At 57.4% G+C, this 22,093-nt stretch carries 24 protein-coding genes; 8 read left to right on the top strand and 16 right to left on the bottom strand.

Annotated features, from left to right (window positions below):
• Window position 1: 1 nt before the first annotated feature.
• The 4 genes from flgK to flgF form a co-directional block, all read right to left on the bottom strand.
• Window positions 2-1,456 (bottom strand): flagellar hook-associated protein FlgK, encoded by a 1,455-nt coding sequence (flgK, locus tag ACUXUR_RS10850; protein WP_445502355.1) that lies wholly within the window; start codon window positions 1,454-1,456, stop codon window positions 2-4.
• Window positions 1,457-1,486: 30 nt separating this feature from the next.
• Window positions 1,487-2,959 (bottom strand): flagellar hook protein FlgE, encoded by a 1,473-nt coding sequence (locus tag ACUXUR_RS10845; RefSeq protein ID WP_445502354.1) that lies wholly within the window; start codon window positions 2,957-2,959, stop codon window positions 1,487-1,489.
• A gap of 93 nt (window positions 2,960-3,052) precedes the next feature.
• Window positions 3,053-4,372, bottom strand: coding sequence for a flagellar protein export ATPase FliI (fliI, locus tag ACUXUR_RS10840; RefSeq protein WP_445502353.1), 1,320 nt, complete (start codon window positions 4,370-4,372; stop codon window positions 3,053-3,055).
• A gap of 8 nt (window positions 4,373-4,380) precedes the next feature.
• Complete coding sequence (gene flgF / locus ACUXUR_RS10835; RefSeq protein ID WP_445502352.1) at window positions 4,381-5,106, bottom strand: flagellar basal-body rod protein FlgF; 726 nt, start codon at window positions 5,104-5,106, stop codon at window positions 4,381-4,383.
• 200 nt (window positions 5,107-5,306) lie between these two features.
• On the opposite strand from flgF, the gene motA reads away from it, so the two are divergent.
• Genes motA through ACUXUR_RS10795 form a run of 8 tightly spaced genes read left to right on the top strand, consistent with a single transcriptional unit; the run spans window position 5,307 to window position 11,160 of the window.
• Window positions 5,307-6,188, top strand: a complete 882-nt coding sequence (motA, locus tag ACUXUR_RS10830; protein ID WP_445502351.1) for a flagellar motor stator protein MotA — start codon at window positions 5,307-5,309, stop codon at window positions 6,186-6,188.
• 2 nt (window positions 6,189-6,190) lie between these two features.
• Window positions 6,191-7,120: a flagellar motor switch protein FliM gene (locus tag ACUXUR_RS10825; RefSeq protein WP_445502350.1), complete on the top strand. Its 930-nt coding sequence runs from the start codon at window positions 6,191-6,193 to the stop codon at window positions 7,118-7,120.
• Window positions 7,104-7,415: a hypothetical protein gene (locus ACUXUR_RS10820; protein WP_445502349.1), complete on the top strand. Its 312-nt coding sequence runs from the start codon at window positions 7,104-7,106 to the stop codon at window positions 7,413-7,415. Before ACUXUR_RS10825 ends, ACUXUR_RS10820 begins: the two co-directional genes overlap by 17 nt.
• 11 nt (window positions 7,416-7,426) lie before the next feature.
• Entirely contained in the window at window positions 7,427-7,804 is a 378-nt protein-coding gene (gene fliN, locus ACUXUR_RS10815; RefSeq protein ID WP_116530587.1) for a flagellar motor switch protein FliN, read from the top strand.
• A gap of 13 nt (window positions 7,805-7,817) precedes the next feature.
• Complete coding sequence (locus ACUXUR_RS10810) at window positions 7,818-8,849, top strand: flagellar motor switch protein FliG (RefSeq protein ID WP_445502348.1); 1,032 nt, start codon at window positions 7,818-7,820, stop codon at window positions 8,847-8,849.
• Between the two features lie 16 nt (window positions 8,850-8,865).
• Entirely contained in the window at window positions 8,866-9,930 is a 1,065-nt protein-coding gene (gene flhB, locus ACUXUR_RS10805) for a flagellar biosynthesis protein FlhB (protein ID WP_445502347.1), read from the top strand.
• Window positions 9,927-10,427 carry a hypothetical protein gene (locus tag ACUXUR_RS10800; RefSeq protein WP_445502346.1) on the top strand — a complete coding sequence of 167 codons (501 nt, stop codon included), beginning with the start codon at window positions 9,927-9,929 and terminating at the stop codon, window positions 10,425-10,427. The genes flhB and ACUXUR_RS10800 overlap by 4 nt, the downstream gene beginning before the upstream one ends.
• A gap of 58 nt (window positions 10,428-10,485) precedes the next feature.
• Window positions 10,486-11,160 (top strand): AprI/Inh family metalloprotease inhibitor, encoded by a 675-nt coding sequence (locus tag ACUXUR_RS10795; protein ID WP_445502345.1) that lies wholly within the window; start codon window positions 10,486-10,488, stop codon window positions 11,158-11,160.
• Between the two features lie 23 nt (window positions 11,161-11,183).
• Here the strand turns inward: ACUXUR_RS10795 and ACUXUR_RS10790 are convergent, their stop codons facing one another.
• From ACUXUR_RS10790 to flgA, 12 genes are all read right to left on the bottom strand, one after another.
• Window positions 11,184-11,693: a transglycosylase SLT domain-containing protein gene (locus ACUXUR_RS10790; protein WP_445502344.1), complete on the bottom strand. Its 510-nt coding sequence runs from the start codon at window positions 11,691-11,693 to the stop codon at window positions 11,184-11,186.
• A 58-nt stretch (window positions 11,694-11,751) separates the two neighbouring features.
• Entirely contained in the window at window positions 11,752-12,939 is a 1,188-nt protein-coding gene (fliK, locus tag ACUXUR_RS10785; protein WP_445502343.1) for a flagellar hook-length control protein FliK, read from the bottom strand.
• A 125-nt stretch (window positions 12,940-13,064) separates the two neighbouring features.
• Window positions 13,065-14,156, bottom strand: a complete 1,092-nt coding sequence (locus ACUXUR_RS10780) for a chemotaxis protein MotC (RefSeq protein ID WP_445502342.1) — start codon at window positions 14,154-14,156, stop codon at window positions 13,065-13,067.
• Between the two features lie 173 nt (window positions 14,157-14,329).
• Window positions 14,330-15,550 carry a MotB family protein gene (locus tag ACUXUR_RS10775; RefSeq protein WP_445502341.1) on the bottom strand — a complete coding sequence of 407 codons (1,221 nt, stop codon included), beginning with the start codon at window positions 15,548-15,550 and terminating at the stop codon, window positions 14,330-14,332.
• 2 nt (window positions 15,551-15,552) lie between these two features.
• The gene (locus tag ACUXUR_RS10770; protein WP_445502340.1) at window positions 15,553-16,203 is read right to left on the bottom strand and encodes a hypothetical protein; all 651 of its coding nucleotides are present in this window, start codon (window positions 16,201-16,203) and stop codon (window positions 15,553-15,555) included.
• Window positions 16,200-17,849, bottom strand: coding sequence for a flagellar basal-body MS-ring/collar protein FliF (gene fliF / locus ACUXUR_RS10765; RefSeq protein ID WP_445502339.1), 1,650 nt, complete (start codon window positions 17,847-17,849; stop codon window positions 16,200-16,202). Before fliF ends, ACUXUR_RS10770 begins: the two co-directional genes overlap by 4 nt.
• Window positions 17,850-17,968: 119 nt before the next feature.
• Complete coding sequence (fliP, locus tag ACUXUR_RS10760; RefSeq protein WP_445502338.1) at window positions 17,969-18,712, bottom strand: flagellar type III secretion system pore protein FliP; 744 nt, start codon at window positions 18,710-18,712, stop codon at window positions 17,969-17,971.
• A 74-nt stretch (window positions 18,713-18,786) separates the two neighbouring features.
• The gene (locus tag ACUXUR_RS10755; protein ID WP_445502337.1) at window positions 18,787-19,296 is read right to left on the bottom strand and encodes a flagellar basal body-associated FliL family protein; all 510 of its coding nucleotides are present in this window, start codon (window positions 19,294-19,296) and stop codon (window positions 18,787-18,789) included.
• A gap of 21 nt (window positions 19,297-19,317) precedes the next feature.
• A complete protein-coding gene (flgH, locus tag ACUXUR_RS10750; protein ID WP_445502336.1) occupies window positions 19,318-20,016 on the bottom strand; it encodes a flagellar basal body L-ring protein FlgH in 699 nt (232 codons plus the stop codon).
• A complete protein-coding gene (locus ACUXUR_RS10745; RefSeq protein WP_445502335.1) occupies window positions 20,013-20,456 on the bottom strand; it encodes a MotE family protein in 444 nt (147 codons plus the stop codon). Before ACUXUR_RS10745 ends, flgH begins: the two co-directional genes overlap by 4 nt.
• Before the next feature lie 62 nt (window positions 20,457-20,518).
• Window positions 20,519-21,619: a flagellar basal body P-ring protein FlgI gene (gene flgI / locus ACUXUR_RS10740; protein ID WP_445502334.1), complete on the bottom strand. Its 1,101-nt coding sequence runs from the start codon at window positions 21,617-21,619 to the stop codon at window positions 20,519-20,521.
• Window positions 21,616-22,077, bottom strand: a complete 462-nt coding sequence (flgA, locus tag ACUXUR_RS10735; RefSeq protein ID WP_445502333.1) for a flagellar basal body P-ring formation chaperone FlgA — start codon at window positions 22,075-22,077, stop codon at window positions 21,616-21,618. The genes flgI and flgA overlap by 4 nt, the downstream gene beginning before the upstream one ends.
• Window positions 22,078-22,093: the final 16 nt, after the last annotated feature.

Here is a 22,093-nt window from a genome sequence, read left to right as displayed (position 1 = left end):
CTTAACCCACCGCATTGAGAAGCGTTTGGAGCATCTGATCGATGACGGAGATCAGCTTTGCGGACGCCGAGTAAGATTTTTCCAGCTGCAGCATGAGAGCCGTCTCATCATCCATGTTGACGTCCGTTGAGTTCGAGAGCGCCTCGGATGCCTGTGCGAGCAGGGTCTCCTGGTAGGCCACTTGCTGGGACGCGTCCTGGCGCTGAGCTTCGAGCCAACCTGCTGAGGACGAGGCGAAATCCTGCAAGGACATCTTATCACCCAGTCCCAGGCTCGGATCAAAAGTACGGTCCGCCTGCATGGCATTGACCAGTTGATAAAGGCGCGTGGAGAACGACGCGGTCCCGTCACCATAGGTGTAATCAGCACCGTTGATTCCACCATCGCGGATACGCTCGAATTTACCGCCTGATCCTTTAGATGGATCAACGGCATCGCTGACCTTGATCAGTCCGGCGAGACCTTCCGGCGCCGGGTTTGGAATGCTCGGGCCGCCGCTATAGGTGAAGACACCAGCGCGGTCCGGCTTTCCGGCCCCGCTTTTATCGTACTCGGCAAAGGCCGCGATCAGGCCACGAGCCAACTCGTCAAGCTGTTTCTGATACTGGACGGCTGCATCATCCCGCAGCTTGACGAGCCCAACCAGATTTCCGGAATTCAAGGGCATTGGAGATGAGCTTCCAGTCACCGGAATCCCATCGATCAGAATCGCCCCTCCAGGCTTTCCTGCCTCCAGAGCGATTGGCTCATATCTCACGCTGCGCGGCAATCTGTCGAAGAGCGCCACCCCGCTATCGGTATAGATAGCAATGTCATTGTCGGCTCTTGGAACGACCGTGATTCCGACTTCCTCGGAAAGCTGCGCAATGAGGCTGTCTCTCGTATCGAGAGCATCCGTCACGTCTCGCCCAAGGGCGGATCCGCTCATTACCTCATCGTTTGCAATCTTGAACTTCGCCAGGATTTCATTGATCCGGGAGACCGAATCGGCAATCTGGAACTGCGTTTCCTGACGTATCGCGTTGATGCTTGACGTTGCCTGATTCAGGCTTGTCGCAAGATCCGATGCGGCCTTCACGAAGCCGCGGGCCAGCACGGTATCGTCAGGCGCATTTGCATACTGCTTCAAGGCACTGCTTAAAGCGCCAATCCGGGCGGCAGGAGATTCATCCAGCTCCGGGTCGCCAATTGTCTGGCTCAGCCTCTGGAGTCCTTCGAGCAGCGCTTTCTGAGTGGCTGCATCCGAAGTCGTCTCCAGCATCTTGTTCAGAAGCGCCCTGTCGCTGGCTCTGAGCACCGTTACGCGAGCGGCACCGCCCGTCGTGACGAAAGCACCGATCTTGCGCGAATATGTGGGGTCCGACGCTCCAGCGGTATTGCGGGAGACAATCGCCATCTGCGACTGAGATGCCTGCAGTGAGGAGCGGGCCGTATTATAGGCGACCGAAAGTGACATGTTTCGAGCTCTCGAGAATGACCTAAACCGTTACCGCTTCAGATTCATGAGAACGTCGAGCAATTCCGAACCGGTCTGGAATACTTTCGAGTTGGCCGTGTAGCTGGTCTGCGCCTCGATCATGGCCGTCAGCTCGGTGCCGATATCAACGTTCGATCCCTCAAGCGCTCCAGAGGTAACCGACCCAAAGGTACCGGTTTCCGGGAAGCCGACTTGATAACCGCCGGAACTTGCTGTCGTCTCGTAAACGTTGCCTGCACGAGGAGAGAGGTTGTCCGGACTAGGCACGGTTGCCAGAGGAATTCTGTAGGCGGCGACACGCGATCCGTCCTCATAGACGGCATAAACCGTGCCATCGGAGGCGAACTCGGCGCTCTTCACAGCAGACGGTCCGTTGCCGTTAGCCGAGCCCGTGACCGAGTAATCACCCGCGAGTTGCGTCATACTCGTCATGTCAAGCGTGAAGGTTTGCCCCTTGGGGATGCCGAAGCTCAACGATGTAGGGCTGACCAGTTGTCCAAGATCGCTGAACGTCATCGTGGTCGGCCCGTCCAGCAGAGTGGAGCCGTTATAGACCGCGATCTCCCAGGTCCTCTCTCCGGTTCGTTCCAACTGGATGTCGATCTTCACCGGATTTCCGACATTGTCGAACACCTGGAGAGAGGAAATCTTCTTGGCCGGCGTCATATCCGTAAAGGAGCCTGTGACGTTCGTGGCGCCGGTCAGGTCATCGGACGTCAGCACGAGATTGCCGGTGGTCGGGTCCTTGGATGCCTGAACACCGCTGAGCGTGCCGGCGCCGACGGCTGTGTTGATCGAAGCGACCAGATCATCCACGGTCGCTTCGGTGGTCACATTGAAGGTCTGAGTGGCGCCGCCGCCGACAGAGAACTGAATCGTATCCCGAGGCGTCAGATTCGAGATCTTGATATCGACATATCCGGGCACCGGAGGCGCCAGCGTTCCGGGATAGGCAGTACCAGCCACATCGACCGTGCCGTACGGGAGATTCCCCTTGAATGTGCCTGCCGTCGAACCGGCCGCCTGCATGCCGAAATTGGCCATGTTGACTGGGACGACGTCGTCGAGGCTGTTCAGAGAAGGATCTACTCCAATTTTGTAGCCCATGAGCGTGAAGCCGGCTGCGTTGACGAGATTGCCGCTTCGACCATCGACCACGAAGTTGCCGGCGCGGGTCAGGTAATTGGCGCCACCCGGATCCGATACAACGAAAAAACCGTTGCCGGAAATCGCCAGGTCCGTCGCCGAGGTCGTGTAAGCAATCGGTCCCTGATCGGCGATCGTATAGCGAACCCTGCTCGTGACCGATCCCGAATTATAGTTTCCCTCGCTGGATGGAAGGATGAGAGACGAGAACTCAGTCGAGGCACGCTTGTAGCCGGTCGTGCTCGAGTTCTGAATATTCTCGGCAACCGTTCCCAGCTTGTTCGACTGAGCGTTCATGCCTGACACGCCGCTGCGAAGGACACCATAGAGGCTCATGTACAACTCCTACGAATTCGAGGGGAAGCTAACACCAGGATGCTTGTGTGAAGCTGGGCGATAGATGGAGTGCTCGTGAATGCGATGAGGACATCACGCCTTGAGCGCTTGCGCGAGATCCATGAAGGCATCCCGACTCAAGGGAGATGATGGATCCTGCCGCAGGGCTTCATAAATCTTTGGAACGAGAACGACGGCCTGGTCGAGGTCCTGATCCGTGCCTGGCTGGTATCCGCCCATCATGCGCAGGTCGCGCGTATCCTCATAGCGAGCGATCAACCCACGCAAGCGCCGGACCAGCTCCTTCTGATCCGGCGACCAGACATGGTCCGCCAGACGCGATATGGAGCCGAGGACATTGATGGCAGGATACCGGCCCTGATCGGCAATCGAGCGATCGAGGACGATATGGCCGTCGAGCGTGCCTCTGATATTATCGGCAACCGGATCGTTGTGGTCGTCGCCATCGATCAGAACGGAGAAGATGCCTGTGATGGACCCTTTCCCTTCCTCTCCAGGACCGGCCCGCTCCAGCAACCGGGGCAGATCGCTGAAGACGCTTGGCGTATAGCCGCGGGCGACAGCCGGCTCCCCTGCGGCAAGTGCCACGTCACGGGCGGCATGGGCATAGCGGGTCACGGAGTCGATGATCAGGAGAACCGATTCACCACGATCCCGGAAATACTCGGCGATCGATACGGCGGTTCTCGGTGCCTGTCGCCGCATCATCGGACTCTCGTCACCTGTCGAAACCACCATCACGGCTCTGTGCAGGCTGGCTTGGATCGGTCCTTCCAGGAACTCCCGCACTTCTCGTCCGCGCTCGCCCACGAGGGCAACCACGATCGTATCGAAGCCCTCACTTTTTGCGAGCATCGTCAGAAGGGTGGACTTTCCCACGCCCGATCCGGCAAAGATGCCGATGCGCTGTCCCTGGCAGAGAGGCGTGAAAAGATCGATCGCCTTCACGCCCGTATGCAACGGCTTATGAACCCTCGCCCGTGTCATGGCAGAGGGCGGCTCGGCGTCGTGATGCACCGGTCTGGAACCCGGCACCAAGGGACCCTGCCCGTCGAGCGGTTCACCAAGAGCATTGATGACCCGCCCCTTCCAGCTCGGATCAGGGCTCAAGCCAGCATTGCTGACCAGAAACGCGGGTGTGCCAATCCTGGCATCGATACGTCCATTGAAGGGCTTGATCGTAAGCCCATTGCTGTCGATGCGAACGACCTCGCCGATCTGCGTTTTCCCGTTGGCGTCGAAGCCGACCTGGTCGCCTAGCTTGACGAATTGGGAGAGCCCGACGACCCGGTAATAGCTGGGAGTCACCTCACGAATGGTGCCGCTGATCCGCACCAGATGGCGTCCAGCACCGTCAAGAAGGACGTTCTCAAGTTCACTTAGGGCGTTCATGCCGTCGATCAGCTGCTGGGACCAAGCGTCCGGATGGCATCCATCAACGTGGATTCACTCTCCTGGATCGTCGTCGCAGCGCTTTCGAAATTCCGCTGCAGGGCGATCATCTTCGTCATCTCAAGAACAGGATTGACGTTCGACCCTTCACTGTAGCCCTGTTGAACACCTGTCGATGTGAAGTCCTGAACGGGCTCACCAGGGATGCTGGACAGGACCCCCGAGCTCCCCTGCCGGGTCAGGCGACTGTCGCTGCTCAGGTTGAAGAGGCCTAGGATGCCAACCTGATTGCCCCCCTGGGTGATCGTTCCGTCACGGCTGACGCTTGGAGGGCCCGCCAGAGGGTCAAGGGTGATGGGTGCCCCGCCGGCATCGAGGACCGCATGGCCATCGACAGTCACAAGATCGCCATTCTCGTTCATGGAGAAGCGTCCGTCACGGGTGTAAACCGGGCCACTCGCTCCTTGGTAGGCAAACCAGGCCTCGCCCTGGATCGCCACATCGAGGGGATTGTCCGTCTTCGTCACAGGACCGGCCCGGCGCGAGATGAAACTCTGGCCTGAGGACGCGAACGACACATTGTCCTTGGCGGCGAGGGAGAGAATTTCTTCGAATTTGATCTCGTCAGCGCGAAATCCGCCGGTCGCCATGTTCGCGACGTTATTGGCAATGGTCGCCAGACGCTTCTCCATGGCGACTTGGGCCGACAATGACACATAGAGGGCGGATTGCACCTGGAAACTCCATCCAGTCAGACGGCCGCCCACGACCTAGGTCACTGTTCCGCTACGCGTCGGCTGGGCAGCCTGGTCAATTTCCAGTCTGCTGTACCAGGACAGCCTTGCATGAGGCTTGCCTCCCCCGTCCCAGCTTCGCGCAAGCCTCCATGATTAGGAAATCTCTAAGTATTGATCTCTCGCGAAGGACTACAAGGTTGGGCGTCTTAATCGGATTGGTCGTTGCCATCGGCTCTCTCGTCAGCGGCTATGTCGCCATGGGCGGGCATCTGTCCGTGATCTGGCAGCCCTGGGAATACGTCATCATCTGCGGCATCGCGATCGGCACGTTCATCATTGCGAACCCCATGTCGCTCGTGAAGGACACAGGACGGGCTTCCCTCGAAGCAATCAAGGGAACCGTTCCCAAGAGAGAACAGTATCTGTCGATCCTGGGCCTTCTGTATGCTCTGCTGAGAGAGCTGAAGAACAAGCCTCGTAATGAGGTCGAAGCACACATCGACACCCCTGAGGAATCGGAAATTTTCAAGGCGTTTCCGAGCGTTCTGAAGGACAAGGACCTGACCCTCTTCATCTGTGACTACGCTCGCCTGATCATCATCGGCAATGCGCGCCCGCATGAGATCGAAGCTCTCATGGAAGAAGAGATCGCCGCGCTCAAGCGTGACCGCACGAAACCCTACTATTCCATCTCCACCGTCGCAGAAGCCCTGCCCGCGCTTGGCATTGTGGCGGCTGTGCTGGGTATCGTGAAGGCTCTTGGCGCAATCGACCAGTCTCCCACCATTCTTGGAGGGCTCATCGCGTCCGCTCTCGTCGGAACGTTCGGGGGCATCTTCATCTCTTATGCTTTTCTTTCTCCGCTCGCCAACAAAGTGAAGGCAACCCGAGAGAAGCAGACGCGCGTCTATGTCATCGTGAAGCAGGCTTTGATCGCCTACATGAATGGTGCGTTGCCGCAAATCGCCGTCGAGCATGGCCGCAAGGGAATTTCGGTGGAATGCCGCCCCACCATCGATGAGGTCGAAACGGCTACCACGACGGGCGGTCGTTCCGAAGACATGAAGGAGGCAGCATAGTCATGAGCGGCATGCATAGTGCCAACGATATTCGAGACATGCTTCTGGACTCGGCAGGTCTGTCCATTGACCGCCTGCCCATGCTCCACGTGATCTTCGATCGCATGTCGACCAGCTGCGCCGAACATCTGCGCCACATGGCTGCCTCGCCCATGTATTACTCGCTGAGCGGCATCGAGAGTGGTCGAATCAGCGAAATTCTAGAGATGTACGAGGCCAATGCGGTCGCAGCGATCTTTCATGCCCCAGACTGGGACAGCCATATTCTGATCGGCTTCGATCGCGACTTCATCTATACGATGGTGGAGGTGCTCTTCGGGTCCGATGGCTCCGAGCCTCCGGTTGAGGAAGCGCGAGGCTTTTCGAACATCGAGCTGCGGATGGCCCAGGTCCTTTTCGAGCAGGTTGCCAAGGCGCTCCAAGCCTCGTTCGCTCTCGTAGCGGATACGAAGTTCAAGTTGGAGCGTCTCGAGACCCGTATGGATTTTGCCGTTATCGGTCGTCGCAACAATCAGGCCGTTGCAGCCAAGTTTCTCCTTCAGGCCCTCAACCGAGGTGGAGAGATGTTCGTCATCATCCCACAATCGGCTCTGAACCCGATGAGGAAAGCGCTGTCTCGCGTTGTATCCGGCGAATCGACCAGTCGTGACCCGCGTTGGATGAAGCAAATGGCCAGCGAGGTTCAAAAGACCGAAGTCACCCTCACGGCCATTCTCGAAGAACGTTTCCTGTCCCTTGGTGAGATTGCCGATCTGAAGGTCGGACAGATCATCGAGCTCCAGGCAACCCCCAGAAGTCGGGTCAAGCTCGAAGGCAACCAGCAAGGGCTCTTCTGGTGTCACATCGGACAGGCAGATGGTTCATATGTTTTAAAGATCGATGAGCCAGTCGATCAAGAGAAGGAATTTCTAGACGATGTCCTCGCTCGCTAACATTATCCTTTTCATAGCGCTCGTCACGACAAGTGCCATGGTTGCCGTCATGTATCGCAAGCTCAAGCGTCTGGATCAGTATCACGCGGAGTACAAGCGGATCTTCGACAAGACCGGGGAGGCCTTGATGGGAGCTCAGAATGCCGTTGCCAGTTTCGGTTCTGAAGGTCGAGAGACCCTCGCTCTCCTCGGCACGCGAATTGAAGAAGCCCAGGCTGCCGCTCAACGCCTCGAAGAACTCACTCGCTCTGCCAATGAGCTGACGCAGCCCCGTTCTCACGTTCCCAATCAGTAAGGCTCTGTACTATGTCAAATCCGTTCGAAAACAACTTTCAGGACAAGGTTGCGTGGCAGCAGGAAAGCGAGCTTGGCAAGAGTCTCAACAACGCGGCATCGCGCGACTCAAAAGGGGATGCCGGCCGCAACCTCGACTCCATCCTGAGGATTCCCGTTACAATTCAGGTCGTCCTTGGCTCGGCCACGATGCCAGTTTCGAACCTGATGAAGCTTGGGCGCGGTGCTATCGTACCTCTCGATCACAGGGTTGGCGAGCCAGTCGACGTTGTGGTCAATGGCCGTGTGATTGCTCGCGGCGAAGTTGTCGTCGTGGAAGACGACAATTCCCGGTTTGGCATCTCTCTCACTGAGATCGTCGGCCCTCCCAGCAATGATATGAACGGCTGAAGCGGCTTTCACCATGGTTGCGAACATTCCCGTGAAGACGAACAGCGGTACAAGGCCCATGAAAGGGCCGGAACGTGTCGCGACGCTTCTGCTGGCGATGGGAAAACCCGCAGCCAGCAGAATTCTGAAGCACTTCAGCGATGAGGAGATTCGCCTTGTCACAAGGTCTGCTGCCCAACTTGGCCCCGTATCGCCATCGCAGATAGAGACCCTCATCGATGAGTTTGCCTCAAACTTTTCGACCGGAGCAGACGTTGTCGGCAGCGTGGCCCATATCGAGAAGCTCCTGGCTGGGATTTTAACGCCTGAACAGATTGCCGAGATCCTGAGCGAAGTCGCAGGAAATGCGAACAGGAGCATCTGGGAGCGTATCTCGACGGTCTCTGAAAGTGCTATCGCTTCCTACCTGATGAAGGAGCATCCCCAAACGGCGGCGCTTATCCTATCCAAGGTGAAGCCATCCTGTGCTGCGAAGGTTATGGCTCAACTTCCTCAGCCCCTGCGCAATAACCTGATGCGCCGCATGCTGAGCATGAAGCCGATCGTCGATATAACGATGAAGAACATCGAGAGGACACTCCATGAGGACTTCATGGCGAACTTCTCGAAGAATGCTGGTTCTGACACTCACGCCAAGATCGCCGACATCATCAACAAGATGGAACGCGATCACATGGAGGACGTTCTGACCAGCCTATCCGCCGTCAGGCCGAAATCGGCGGAGATTCTCAGAAGTCTCCTCTTCACGTTCGATGATATCGTCAAGTTGACGCCTCGGGATCGTACGACCCTGTTCGATCAGGTTCCTCCGGACCGCGTCGTTCTGGCTCTCAAGGGTACGAACGAGGAATTCCGCAAAGTCGTTCTGACTGCTCTCTCTTCACGCGTCCGCCGCATGATCGAGCACGAGTTGAGCAGCAACGAGCCGTCGTCGCAAAGAGATGTTGCCGAAGCCCGACGCTCCATCACGGATCTCGCTCTGGATATGGCAGGACGAGGTGAGATCGTCATCAACTCAGAATCTGATGATGAGTCCTTTGTCTGAGCACCGATGATAGTCGATGTCTGACTCGGAAGATAAGGAAAGCAAAACAGAAGCGCCTTCTGACAAGAAGGTCAGGGATGCCATCGAGAAGGGGAATATCCCCTTCTCGAGAGAGGCGCCCATGTTCGCGTCGATCCTTAGCATTCTCATCGTTCTGACATTTGTGGCACGAAACAACACGAAAGTCCTGACGGAGAAGCTCTCTCTCTTTGTCGATCGCCCCCAGGATTTTCGCCTGGACTCGGGCGCGGACGCAGCTGCCTTGTTTCAGGCGCTGGCCCTTGAGATAGGTCAGTTCCTGATACCAATCATCGCAATCCTCGCCGGATGCAGTCTTGCGGCTTCAATCTTCCAGAACATGCCTTCCTTCGTGTCCGAGCGAATTCGGCCGCAATGGAACAGAATCTCGCCGATGGGTGGCTGGAAACGGATCTTCGGCCGCGCCGGTCTGGTGGAATTCGCCAAGTCTCTCTTCAAGTTCGGGGCAATTACAATTGTATCCCTCCTGCTTCTGAAATCGGAGCAAACCAAGGTCTTCAATGCCATGTTCAGTGACCCGACCCTTATTCCGGAACTCATGCTGACCATGGCGATGCGGCTCGTTTCAGCCATTGCTATTGCAACCATTGTTCTCGTGGCCGCCGACCTGGTCTGGGCCCGCCTCAAATGGCGGAGCGATCTCAAGATGACGCCGCAGGAGGTCAAGGAAGAGTACAAACAGATGGAGGGCGATCCCATGGTCAAGGCGCGCATGCGCTCCCTGGCTCAGGATCGTGCCCGCAAGCGCATGTTGGCAGCCGTTCCCAAGGCAACCTTCGTGATCGCCAACCCGACGCATTATGCCATTGCACTTCGTTATGAACGCAACGAGGCAAGTGCACCTGTCGTGGTTGCCAAGGGCAAAGACCTGATTGCCCTGAAAATCCGCGAGACTGCGGAAAAACATGACATTCCTGTGATTGAAGACAAGCCCCTGGCAAGATCCATGTACGATCATGTTGAGGTGGATCGCATGATTCCCCCAGATTTCTACAAGGCCGTCGCTCAGATCCTGTTCTACATCCTGACGAGATCCAAATGAAAAGTCTTCCGTCAATCAGCGCAGCAGAGTCATTCGACAAAGAATTTGACGTGAATGCATTTGAAGAAGTCCTGGCCTGCAACATCAAAGATGTCGTAGCGGACTTTTGTCTGACTGATTCAGACATCATCCGGTCTTATGTGAGCAAACAGTTGCACGGCAATATGAATGAGATCGTGTCGTCTTCCGCAGAGCTTTTCTTCAAAGATGACACACTCTCTTATGCCCGCGCGGCCGATATCAGCACGGCGCTGGGCCATCCGCCCTGCATCGTCCTCGATATGGAATTCGCACATGACACGGTCAGCGTGTACTTCAAGCTCGTCCTCGGCGAATTTTCTGTCGGGGTGCATATCAACCGCGTCCTGCTCTCCGAGAGCCCTGAAAGCGACTTTGATCCTCGCTCATTTGCGGAGATCGTCACATCGGCGCGGTTGAGGCCCCTCCCCCCGCGATTCCGCTCGTCTTATTGCCCTGCAGCCTCTCTGCGGCATTGAGAAATGATATTGAGCCGACACCGTGATACGATCCGCTCCCAAGCTCCTTGCGCTTTCGATGGTTGGCATCCTTGCAGGCTGCAATTCCAGCGATAGTCTTTACTCGCAAGGCCCCTGGGGACACCCCGACGCGTATCGCGGCTACCCGCAATATGCGTCACCTTGGGGTCGACGGATCCCGGGTGTACGTGTCGTTACGGTCCCGGGCTTAGACCAGGCTGTTGAGGTGATGGCTCCTTCAAGCGGTGTGAAGTCCTTGGCTGAAACAGGGCCCTATCAACACCTCACTGCGTTGCCCCCAGACCCACACCCCTCTATCTCTCCCACGGAGACGGCCATTCCGGTTTCACCGATCGTATCGGAGCAAGCTCCGGTTCCAAAGGGCCCTCAACCGCAAGTCGCCGCCCCGGTGCTAGCCTCAGGTGAATCGCCACCCGGCGTCTTCAGCGCTCCACGTCGGGCTTCATCATATGCAGGGACATGGAAAGCGAGGGACCACAAAGGAGATTCCTGCCTTATTCAGCTGTCCAGTGTCGCTTCATTGGACCTTTATAAGGCGTCGGTTTCTAGATGCTCCAACGAGGCTCTCCGACAAGTGAACTCGTGGAGTTTTAACGAAAACCGGATCGTGCTCTTTTCTCGCGGCGCCGAAATCGCCCAGCTAACAGGTTCGGAAGCCGCCCTGAGCGGGTCGCTCAGCAAGGCAGGCACCTCGCTCCAGATGTCACGGTAACAGACCTCTATCGGCCACCTGGTTCAACCGTCAGAAGCGGTCTGGCCCGGCCTGAGGCCCGGAGCATCCGCACAGAATGTCCGGGCATTCGGGGTCCACTGACCAAAACCCGTCGCGACCATATTGGCGATAACCCTACAGACATAGCGCTTCTGAGCCGGGTCATTGTCAGGTCCCGCATGATAGCGCGCCACGGCCATTGTCCAGGTCTCATGGCGGCCTTTGAGTTCACTCAGAAAGCGCGCGGCATATTCGACGTTGTCCCGCGGATTCAGCATGCTTTCCAAGGATGTGAACTTATCCCGGTGGTAATGGTGATTGATTTGCATGCAGCCGAGATCGATCAACTTCGCACCCGAGCGCCGGGCTTCCTCAAAACGCTGAACCGCTTCAGGTAGGCTATTCGGGAACACGGCTCGCCCCTCCACATTCATGGCGAAAGGCTGCAGAGATCCACGTCGACCGGTCTCCGTCAGACCGACTGAATACAGCATTCCGACGGGAACTCCGTATTTCGCGGAGGCCCGCAGCATCTCTCTCTCACAAAGCTGGCTGCCCGTTTGAGCTTCAGCTTGGTTTGAATTTGCCAGACTAAAGGTACACGCTGCCAGAATTGCGATTGCCCAGGGAGCGTTCTTCCGTTCGATTGTTGGGAAGCTCTGTTCTGGTGCTGGCATATTGCTTGTCCCGGTTCCGAGAATGACCTTCTTGATTCGCTCCGCCTTGTTGGAAGGACTGCCCTTGAAACTGCATGTCAGATTGTTGTCTTTGTGCGGAAACGCGATCCTGGTCAGCGACGCCGTTCACCTGAATGGTGATTGCATCGGGACGGTAGCCTGACCCGCGCAGAAGAGCGGACAGCTTCTCGGAATCATGGCGGAGAAGTTGCGCCGTCTCTTCTCTTTCGGTGTGCAGCTCCATTTCGAGACTATCGCCGGCAAGCCGCATCTTGACTGTCACCACACCTAGATCCGCAGGATGAAGCTGCAGGTTGAGGATTCGGAGAGCACCATCGGAAGCCTTGATGGAGAGCATCGGGAATGTCCGATCACTGGTTGCCGCGTGCTCCGCGGCCTCATTGACCATCGAACGGACCTCATCCCTTACCGAGCTGGCGAGACGCTGAAGCGTCCCTGGGGGAAGGCTGGCGCCCTCGGATTGCGCCGGGTTCGACGCTGCGTTCTTGCGCGTTTCCAGACGCTCGACAGTCGCATTCAACGACTGGCCCTTATCAAGACTTTGCTCCTCATCCTGTTCTTCAGCCGCGGGCGTCACTGTCTCTTGCGGCAGAGGGTATCTTGTCAGGTTCTGTTGCCTCTCATGGGCCACCTTAGACGGCTGACCCACGAGCTTGTCGAAGGAGGCAAATTCTGGCGCATTCTTCATCTGCCCCTCTTCCTTGAGGTCGGCCTCAGCGACAAATGCTTCAATGATAGGCTTAAAATGTGTCTCCTGGTGCTGGACAGCAACCGTAAGCCGTTGCTGTACAGGAGATTTCAAGAGTTCACCGTCATCCTGCATTGGCTGCGTCTCTAGGGAGATCAGCTGTCCGGAGGCGTCACTTGATGGCGTGTTGTCATCAGAATCGCCTGACGTGGCCTGCGGCAGAACGCGCGGCAAGAGCCCTTCCAGCAGCACCAGAACGGGGTTGCTGCTCTCAGAACCTGCAGCATTGAGCGGACCGGAATCCGAAATGAGATTGAGAACATCACGCTTGTCGAGGGGTTGAGCCTTCTCTCCATCGCGACGGTGCCCCCCGGACAATCCGTCGAGCAACATGTCGAAGCTGCCCGCGTCAGAGGGCATTCCGTTTGCATCGACAGCTTCACTTGTAGCCGAACCATCCCGCAGTGACTGAGGGTCGGCGGACCTGGGGAAACTTCTGGACAGAATATCAATTGGGCTCATTGAACTGTCGACGCCTGGTTCTTGATCAGCTTGTCGATGCGACTAAGAGCATCCTGCGCCTTCAATACCGCCTGAAGCTGTTCTGGCGCTTGCTGCTTATTGACATCCAACGGAGGCGGAGGCGGCTTGCTCGAATTGTCCGCCGCTTTGTCTCCAGGCATCACCCGGATATGTCCGGCCATTGAGAGGGCTGAATCCAGGAGTATCGCGTCGCCTGCCGTGAGCTTCGTTCTGTCGATTCCCTTAAGATCTTCTACGGCCTTAACAATCGTCTCAGGTGAAACGATCATTGCTGCCGCACGATACAGCTTCGCTCTTGCGGCGCTCGCAACATCACCCTCGGACAGCTCCTTGGCTTTTTCAGCAAGCATGCGGGCTGATCGGGTCTTGCCCTGGTCGATAGAGGAACGAGCCGCCAAGAGGTAAATGTCGCGTCGGGCATCAGGCTCAAGATCCATCAGCATCTCGACGACACCGTCAAACGATACCGGATCCTTTCCGAAATCGATCCGCGTCAGGGCTGAGGCGAGGCGCTGTCTGAAATTCCCGGCATAGATCGAATGACGGTATCTGCGCAGATATCCTGAGGTCAGCGCAAGAAATTTCTTCATCTCTCCGGTTTGACTAGCCACGAAGATTTGGCGCCGCAATGCTCCTTCTTCCAGAAGTGTGCCTGGTGCCTGGAGCCTAACAAAATCGAGAAGATCGGAAGACTTTTTGGGATCTGTTCGAACAATGAGAGCGGATTGAACCAGCGCCAGTTGAGCCCCAAGCATGGGTGGCAGCGACTGAACGTTCACCGAAAGGAGCTTTCCTTTCGCCTCCTCCTCACGTCCTTCGACATAGGCGAGGGTTCCCTCGACGAGCGACCTATCCTCACTCGAGATGGCTGGATTGCTCATTTCCAAGAGCTTCCTGAGAATCTGAGGATTGCCGCCGCTCAGGACAAATGTGATAGCGGCACGGATATTCTTCCCATCGCTCCAGATCTCCGGGGGCACATCCATGAAACGGCTGTCGAGAATCGTGAGAAGACCACGCTGGCCCATATGAGCCTCGGTCGATCCAAGCGCGATCTGATCCTGCATCAGTTGAAGGGTCCGCAGCATCTGAACAGGGCTTGCGGCGTTCGCAGGCTGAGATCGCGGCGGATCATACGTCGGCTTTACCTCCGATGAGTGCTCGCTTTCCGCAATGGCCGCTCCCGAAACAATCGTCAGCACGAGAGCAAGAGCAGTCTTCAGAAGACTGTTCACTTTCACTACTCCTGCAACAGGATTTCGACGCGGCGGTTTTGATCGGCCTTGGGATCAGACGGAATCTTCGGGTCGCGATCCGCGTGCCCTTCGACCCGCACGATCCGATTCTCATCCAGCCCCCCGCGCACCAGCATATAGAGCGCCATCTGAGCACGGGCATGTGAGAGACGCCAGTTGTCGTAATTGGCGGACTTGAATGGACGGCTGTCCGTATGGCCGCGGATGACGATCTTCCCTGGCCGCGACTGCAGAATCGCAGCGATCTTGGCCATCGCATGGACGACCTTCGCATGCGGTTCCGCAGAGCCGACGGTGAACATCGAGAAGTCGAAATCATCGGTCAGGCTGATCAGAGTTCCAGCTCCCGTCCGCCGCACCTCGATTTGCGGCTTTGGGGACCGATCTCTGGTCTCACGGACAGCATCCATGATCTCTTTCTTCAACTCGGCGGCCTTCTGGTCGGCAGCTTTGTCCAGCGACTCGCTCGGGACCTCGGGTACCGGCGACATCTGGGTGCCCTGCGCAGCTATTGCATCTGCGGATGCATTTGCGCTTGCAGGCCTGTCTACATGGCGGACATCTGGCTGGGCATTGCGAGCAGTCGCAACCAACGCATCGATTTCGGCCTTGGACGGAGCAGCTTTTGCCGTTCCAGGCTTAGGAGTCGTTTCAGTCTTCAGCTCGTCGATCGGAGCGACCTGCCAGTAGAGAGGGTCGAAGGGATCTCTGAAGACTTCACCGTCCTTGAGACCAGGAACGTCGCTTTCGCCGGGCGTAACGTCTGCTCCCAGGGTATCGTGGGGATTGGCCTCGATCTCATCCGCAATTCTTGCCAGAACCGCATAAGGATCCTGAAAGAGAGCCCCCTCTTTGAAACGAGGCTTTTGCAACTGCTGTGACTTGCCACCCGTTCCCTGGCCGCTTCCTTTCTCCCTTCCTTCCTTATTGTTGTCTGTTTCGCTTTCAGGCTGCACGTTCTGTGGGTCGTCCAATCCTTTCTTGTTGGATGTGGACTGGGCCAGTTGAACCGGATTGAAATAGTTGGCGACGCCAACCTTGGTCGCTTCATCGGTCATGCCAATGAGCCACATCACAAGGAAGAACGCCATCATCGCCGTCATGAAATCCGCGTGAGCGATCTTCCAGGCGCCACCCTTGGTGGTCTCCTCACCGCCGTCGCCTCTACGGACGATAATAATTTCATGCTTGTCAGAATTGAGCATCGTCACTCTGCCTTGAGCGCCTCTTTCAGCCGGATCGACCAGGAACTGAGCTGCGTCTGTATGGTTGTATCGCCGGCGACGAGGGTGACGTCCACATCATCGCTCGGTACGAACTCGATGATACCGTCACGGATTGCAAAGCGAGCCTGGATGGTCTTCAGCATGTCCTCAGGCCCTGTCACTTTCAGGACCGTGGAGATCTCACCGGCGAGTATCGTTCCGAGAATCTCATTGAACTCGGCAAGCGCTTTCTGCTGAAGGGCCTCAGGAATAATCGAAGCGAGGATTCGCGCGACCCTGTCCGAGAGAATTCGCTCGAGATTTCCGAGAGTGTCGATAATCTGGGCCGAGAGCTGCGCAGCTTCCTGCTCGACCCAGAGTTCTCGCTGAACCGCCAGCTCTTCGCGATGCTTCTCTCGTTCAGCGTCCAGCACTTCCTTGAGCTGTTGGCGTGCTGCTTCTCTCTCTTCCGCCCTGACCTGTGCTTCAGCAGCCCGTATCAGCTCGGCCTGCCGATCCGGCGCGCTTTGGACTTGCACCGGCTCCTCTTCGACAACGGCCTTTACCCGACGCAGCATCCCAAGCCCGAATCCTTCGGGGGCGCTCGGAATGGAGAAGTCCGCGATGACATTTGCAACTCCTCCCGGCATCATGCGGCCTCCTGGTTGAGCCATTGCCTGAGGATTGCGGCGGCCTGCTCTTCACTGAGTTCGACGATCTGCTCGAGCTTGCGCTGCGGGGTCCGCTGCGGCCCGAGGAGGTTCGGCAGCGGATCCTCCTGCAGTGCCGGCTGGGGAGTGGGCTCGGCCCGCTCGACTTCCTGGTTGAATGTTTCGCTGGCCTCCGCCGCAGCCAATGCTGCCGCCTGCTCCCGCTGGATCTCGAGGTCTGCCTGGTGGCGGGCCACGAGCATGCGGACTGCAGGCCGCAAGCCGAACCAAATCAACATCGCACAGAGTGCAAGAACGGTCACCGCATTCACGACCGTGCCGAACTGGCGCATCAGGATTTCAGCGACTGAAGGTCCGGGAACCGGCTGCATCACGCCTCCGTCATCGACGAAGCTCACGGCCGCAACCTTGATCTGGTCACCACGGGACTTGTTGAACCCAGCCGCGGACGAGACGAGCTGCTCGATCTCGGTGACCTTCGCGTCGACATCTGCCGGTGTCGCTCCCTCGCCAAGAAGAGACGTGATCCGAGACCTGTTGACGAGAACAGCGACGGAAAGATTTCTGATTGAATAGCCGTCACTGACGGTCTGAATCGTCTTGGAGGAAATCTCGTAATTCGTGAGCTCCTCACGGCGCTGGTTATCCTCGCTCGAACTATCGCTTGAATCTCCGCGCACGTTTTCATCCGGGAGGTTCTGCTGAACCGTCGTCGGTTTCTGGCCACTTTTGTTCTGCGAAACTTCGGTTTCCTTCACGGTCCGCGTCGAGCGCTCGACCTTGGACTCCGGATTGAAGATGGTCTCATTCGTGCTCACCTTGTCCGTATTCAGACGAGCAGCGACGCTGATTTCGAAGTTTCCGATGCCGAGATAAGGAGAAAGGGTTCTTCTGATGCTGTCTTGGATTTCAAGGCCAACAGTCTTTTCAAGGTTAGCCATCTTGCCGGTGGACGCGTTGGCGGCATCGTCTCCCGAAGCCAGGAGCGTCCCCTCCGTGTTCATGACTGTGACCTTGTCAACGGCCATTCCAGGAATAGCAGCAGCAACGAGGTGGCGAATGGCTTGAGCCGAAGACGCGTCGTCGGCCGGAGACGTACGGATGACGACCGAGGCCGAAGGCGGCTGCTGCTCACGGCGGAATGAGCCCCGATCAGGCAGAACGATGTGAACGCGTGCAGCCTTGATGCCCTTCATCCCCTGGATGGTACGGGCAAGCTCACCCTCGAGCGCGCGCACTTTCGTGACCTCCTGCATGAAGGAGGTCAGGCCAAGGGAGCCAAGATCATTGAACAGCTCGTAGCCTGATTTGGAACTATGAGGGAGCCCCTTCTCGGCCAGAAGCATTCGCGCCTGAGCCGTATTTCCGTAGCTCACCAGCAGCGCGGTTCCGTCGGAACTGACGTCGAATGGAATTCCCGCATCCTTGAGGACCGCGCCCATGCGGCCCACGTCCTCGCGATCCAGTCCGGTATAAAGGGTCTCCTGCGCGGGACGGCTCAGGTAATAGGCGCCGACACCGACCATCAGGAACACGGCAAGACCGATGGCGGCCAGGGCTCCCAACCGGCGGGCCCCGAGCTGCATCAGGCTAATCCACAATCTTTCGGCATGCTGACGACCGGGCATAAAGGATCTCGGCGAAAATGAATCGTGTCGAGATACCTTTCTGCTCGGTCAACCTTGTGTGAAGGTTGCTCCTAGACAGCAGGCGCAATGTCAAGAGACCGCTTTTCTGTGTGGGGCTGTCAGAAGTATGACCTGACAAGGCCACTGACGAGAATGTTCCAACCATCGATTAGGACGAAGAAAAGGATCTTGAACGGGAGGGCAAGGACTGTCGGCGGCATCATCATCATGCCCATCGACATCACCAATGTCGCCACGATCATGTCGATGACCAAGAACGGAAGGGCAATGAGAAACCCGATCTCGAACCCTCTCCTCAGCTCGGAGATCATGAACGCGGGAATAAGAACGCGCAGGTCGATCTTCTCCCCGTCATTGACTTTCGGATAGCTCGCGGCCGCCAAATCCATGAATGTCTGCAGGTCCTTGGGCCGCACATGGGCCAGCATGAATTCGCGGAAAGGATCCGTCGTTCTGGTAAAGGCCTCTGCCTCGGTGATCCTATTCTCCGTCAGTGGGCGCACGCCGTCGTTCCAAGCCCGGTCGAAAGTCGGGCCCATCACGAAGAACGTCATGAACAGAGAAAGACTGATCAGGAAGATGTTGGCCGGAGTGCTCTGAAGCCCTAGACCGGAGCGCAGGAAGGAGAATGCGACCACAAACCGGGTAAAGCTCGTCACCATGATCAGAAGCCCCGGCGCAAGGGAAAGCACCGTCAGCAGGACGACGACCTGAATGATCCTTCCGCTTGCGGCCCCATCTCCCGCCGGCAGCAGCGCATCGAGACCAGGAACTTGAGCATAGGCGCCGGCGCCTGTCATCAGCAGGAAGAGAAGGCTCTTGGCGAGAAGGCGGACAGGCATAAAATAATATTCCGTAGTAAAGATGTGTTCAAATGATGCGTTCTGAGTTGGCTGGCTCTCTCGCCCTCTTTGGCTCACTGAATGATAAGGGTTTCAAGGACGAGTTCCTGAATCATTCCTTTCGACCTGATCTTGGCGCGCTCATTCAGGTCCTCCCTCACATGAAGCAAACCACTCGGCCCCTGAACTTGAGAAAGAGACACGGTGCGAAGATAAGCCAGCACATCCTGCCTAGTCTCGGCAACCAGAACGTCCGAATTCAAAGAGTCTTCCGGTTTAAAGACAATAGATGCCTCAAGCCGAATCCAGTCGCTCGCAGAATTGGCAAGATTGGTCACCACCGGCGCCATTTTCTTGATCGCAATATCGCCTGTATACGGGCTCGTATTCGAGACCTTCTGAGGAGTGTCCTTGTACTTCTCCTCAACCCTCTTTTCGATGTTCGATACAATGGATAGACCAAAGCCTCCACCTACCACGGCAGAGAGCAGTGTCAGAAGTCCAAGCGTCAGGATCAGATTTTTGGCTCCTTCTTTCGCAGAAGCCTGCCCTGAAGCTGTCGGCAATGCCAGATTCGTCGCCATGAGACCCGCCTCTCGACCTGCTTAGAACGGCGTCACCGCGTCAAAGATCTGCTGCCCATAAGCCGGCTGTTGGACCTCCATCAGGCGTCCGCGGCCGCCATAGGAGACGCGCGCCTCGGCAATCTTGTCATAGCTGATGGTGTTCCGGGGAGAAATGTCACGAGGGCGGACGATGCCGGCGATGTTGAGAATCCGCAACTCGTAATTCACCCGGACCTCCTGCGACCCGCTGATGATTACGTTTCCGTTCGGCAGAACCTCGGTCACAACCGCCGCCACGGAGAGGCGCAGCTTCTCGGACCGGTCGATTTTCCCCTGCCCCGTCGACGAGGACGAGGAGTCAACCCCTATATCCGCGTCGCCATCGGCTTGCCATCCCTTGAAGTTGAAGCCGTAGTTGAGACCAGCGTCAACCGATGACGAGCGGGATCTGTCGGTTGCATTATCAAACTGCGCCTTATCGTCGATCTGGATATTGACCGTCACGATATCGCCGACCTGCCGGGCCCGAGGACTGGTGAACAGATCAGCACTCGCATTGCTCCAGGTCGAATTTGGAGCAATGCTGGTGGTGCCCTTGAACACGTGAGGAAGGGGTTCACGCTCGACGGCAATGCCAGCTCCCACCGGCGTCATCATCGGCTCCCGCCCGATTTCCTCAGGCCGGGTCGCACATGCCGCAAGGAGGCAAAGACTCGCGATTGCAATGATGAATTTCACTCTTTCCTCCCGTTGCTCGCAACCCGCTTGGGAGCATCCGTGATGATGTTGGCCAATTGAGCGGCCCTTGCCGGCTCCATTTCGTTCAGCACGGCGCTGGCGGACCGGGGATTGAGCTTGGCGACGATTGCCGCAGCGATCTCCTCATCCATATTGGTCAGCTGAAGAGCCGCAGCATCAGGACGCATCCGCGAGTAAATCGACACGATCGTCTCGTCGGCTTTCTGGAGAACCTCATTGCGGCGGCGCAGCCATTCCTCATATTCGGCGCGCTTCGCCTCAAGGATCTTGAGCCGTCCCTCAAGCTCTTTTTCCATCTTGGCAAGCGCTTCTTTTTGCAGAGCATAGCGTGCATCGGCGGCGGCATCGGCGATATTGACGCAATAGGCGTTGCCCTTCGCCTCGCCCTCTTTCTCCTGCGCCATAACAGGTCCGGACATGACAAGTCCGATGACTGCCCCCAGCATACCTGCCCGCACTGCAAAGATTTTCTCAAACTGCGTCATTGAACTACCAGCTCAGCCTGAAGAGCCCCCGCCGTCTTGACCGCCTGAAGAATGGCGATCACATCCGACGGTTTCAGGCCCATTTGATTAAGCCCTTTGACGAGGGTCTGAAGATCCGAACCTCGTACGATTGCAAGAGGAACCCGCTCTTCATCCGCCGTCACCTGGGTGCGCGGAACAACGGCGGTCTGCCCATATGAGAACGGATCTGGCTGCGACACTTCCGGAGTTTCGGTGACGCGGATCGTCAGGGCTCCATGGGTGATCGCAACCGTTGAAATCTGCACGTTCTTTCCGATGACGACTGTGCCGGTTCTCTGATCAACGACGATGCGGGCGGGCGTATCGGGCTGGATTTCGATATCCCCCAGTTCGGCAATGAAACGGGTTGCTGCAATATTCTTCGGCTTCTGAAGAACGACAGTGCGGAAATCCCGCGGAGCGGCGACACGCACGCCATATCGACGCTCGGCGTATTGATTGATGGCATCGGTCACGAGAGTGGCGGTCTTGTAGTCGGGGTTCTTGAGTTCGAAAGCGAGCGATCCGACTGCCTCGAAGCCGCCCCGGACCTCCCTTTCGACAAGAGCGCCGTTGGCAATCCGGCCAGCGGTCGCCACTCCCGATGTCAAAGTCTCCGCCTGCCCCTGGGCAGAAAAGCCCGACACGACGATGGCGCCTTGGGCCACCGCATAAACCTGTCCGTCGCCGCCCTGCAGAGCTGTCAGCATCAGAGTGCCGCCTTTGAGCGATGTCGCATCACCCATCGAGGTCACCGTCACGTCGATCCGGGATCCTGCACCGACGAAGGGGGGCAGATCAGCGGTCACGATAACGGCCGCGACATTTCTGGTCCGCAGGTTGATATCCCGGACGTTCACTCCCATCCGATCCAGCATTGATTGCAGAGCCTGCTCGGTAAACTGCGAGTTCCGGAGGGTATCGCCTGTGCCCTGCAATCCCATCACCAGCCCGTAACCGATCAGCTGGTTATCTCGTACGCCCTGGACGCCAGCCACATCCTTGATGCGCGTGGCAGCCATAGCGTGGGCTGACAGAAGGACACCGAAAGCCAACAGGAGCGCGCGCAAGATCATTGGATGCCGATCCTGATCTTGCCGTCGGCCTGAACACGGCCCGTGATGATTCTGCCGCTGTCGACATTCTTGACCTGAATCGTTTCGCCCAGCGCACCGGATTGCAGCGGAATGCCAACACCGACGATCGACAGAGCCCCCTCCTCGAAGAGAATCGCCGTCTGGACTCCACGTGTCACGAGCTTTGGATCGTCGACGGCATTCAGAGGAATAGGCTCGCCAGGAAGCAGCGTCCGGCGGGCCGCCTTGCCAGTCAGAACGCGGGGCGACTCCACGACGGCCGTGCGGAAGCGGTAATTCTCAGGGAATTTCCTGTCCTTGAGCATGGACTCATTGATCATGTCGCCGGGGTAGATCGTGACCGTCGGGACGGGAAGAACACGCTCTTCACCCGCAGCCGTGTGGCACGTGGCGGCAAGCATGGCGGCAGCCATTGCGAAGCGAAGCAATACGTTCATGAACAGATCCCGGCCC

This window comes from Microvirga medicaginis (assembly GCF_052658925.1).
The sequence above is the reverse complement of the archived record's forward strand: the minus strand, read 5'-3'. Positions and strand labels throughout refer to the sequence as shown.

Coding starts and splice junctions, on each gene's coding strand:
- flgK (WP_445502355.1), bottom strand. CDS start 1,456: ATGTCACTTTCGGTCGCCTATAATACGGCCCGCTCCTCACTGCAGGCA.
- ACUXUR_RS10845 (WP_445502354.1), bottom strand. CDS start 2,959: ATGAGCCTCTATGGTGTCCTTCGCAGCGGCGTGTCAGGCATGAACGCT.
- fliI (WP_445502353.1), bottom strand. CDS start 4,372: ATGAACGCCCTAAGTGAACTTGAGAACGTCCTTCTTGACGGTGCTGGA.
- ACUXUR_RS10825 (WP_445502350.1), top strand. CDS start 6,191: ATGAGCGGCATGCATAGTGCCAACGATATTCGAGACATGCTTCTGGAC.
- ACUXUR_RS10820 (WP_445502349.1), top strand. CDS start 7,104: ATGTCCTCGCTCGCTAACATTATCCTTTTCATAGCGCTCGTCACGACA.
- fliN (WP_116530587.1), top strand. CDS start 7,427: ATGTCAAATCCGTTCGAAAACAACTTTCAGGACAAGGTTGCGTGGCAG.
- ACUXUR_RS10810 (WP_445502348.1), top strand. CDS start 7,818: ATGGTTGCGAACATTCCCGTGAAGACGAACAGCGGTACAAGGCCCATG.
- flhB (WP_445502347.1), top strand. CDS start 8,866: ATGTCTGACTCGGAAGATAAGGAAAGCAAAACAGAAGCGCCTTCTGAC.
- ACUXUR_RS10800 (WP_445502346.1), top strand. CDS start 9,927: ATGAAAAGTCTTCCGTCAATCAGCGCAGCAGAGTCATTCGACAAAGAA.
- ACUXUR_RS10795 (WP_445502345.1), top strand. CDS start 10,486: ATGGTTGGCATCCTTGCAGGCTGCAATTCCAGCGATAGTCTTTACTCG.
- ACUXUR_RS10790 (WP_445502344.1), bottom strand. CDS start 11,693: ATGCTGCGGGCCTCCGCGAAATACGGAGTTCCCGTCGGAATGCTGTAT.
- fliK (WP_445502343.1), bottom strand. CDS start 12,939: ATGTTGCTCGACGGATTGTCCGGGGGGCACCGTCGCGATGGAGAGAAG.
- ACUXUR_RS10780 (WP_445502342.1), bottom strand. CDS start 14,156: ATGCAGGATCAGATCGCGCTTGGATCGACCGAGGCTCATATGGGCCAG.
- ACUXUR_RS10775 (WP_445502341.1), bottom strand. CDS start 15,550: ATGCTCAATTCTGACAAGCATGAAATTATTATCGTCCGTAGAGGCGAC.
- ACUXUR_RS10770 (WP_445502340.1), bottom strand. CDS start 16,203: ATGATGCCGGGAGGAGTTGCAAATGTCATCGCGGACTTCTCCATTCCG.
- fliF (WP_445502339.1), bottom strand. CDS start 17,849: ATGCCCGGTCGTCAGCATGCCGAAAGATTGTGGATTAGCCTGATGCAG.
- fliP (WP_445502338.1), bottom strand. CDS start 18,712: ATGCCTGTCCGCCTTCTCGCCAAGAGCCTTCTCTTCCTGCTGATGACA.
- ACUXUR_RS10755 (WP_445502337.1), bottom strand. CDS start 19,296: ATGGCGACGAATCTGGCATTGCCGACAGCTTCAGGGCAGGCTTCTGCG.
- ACUXUR_RS10745 (WP_445502335.1), bottom strand. CDS start 20,456: ATGTCCGGACCTGTTATGGCGCAGGAGAAAGAGGGCGAGGCGAAGGGC.
- flgI (WP_445502334.1), bottom strand. CDS start 21,619: ATGATCTTGCGCGCGCTCCTGTTGGCTTTCGGTGTCCTTCTGTCAGCC.
- flgA (WP_445502333.1), bottom strand. CDS start 22,077: ATGAACGTATTGCTTCGCTTCGCAATGGCTGCCGCCATGCTTGCCGCC.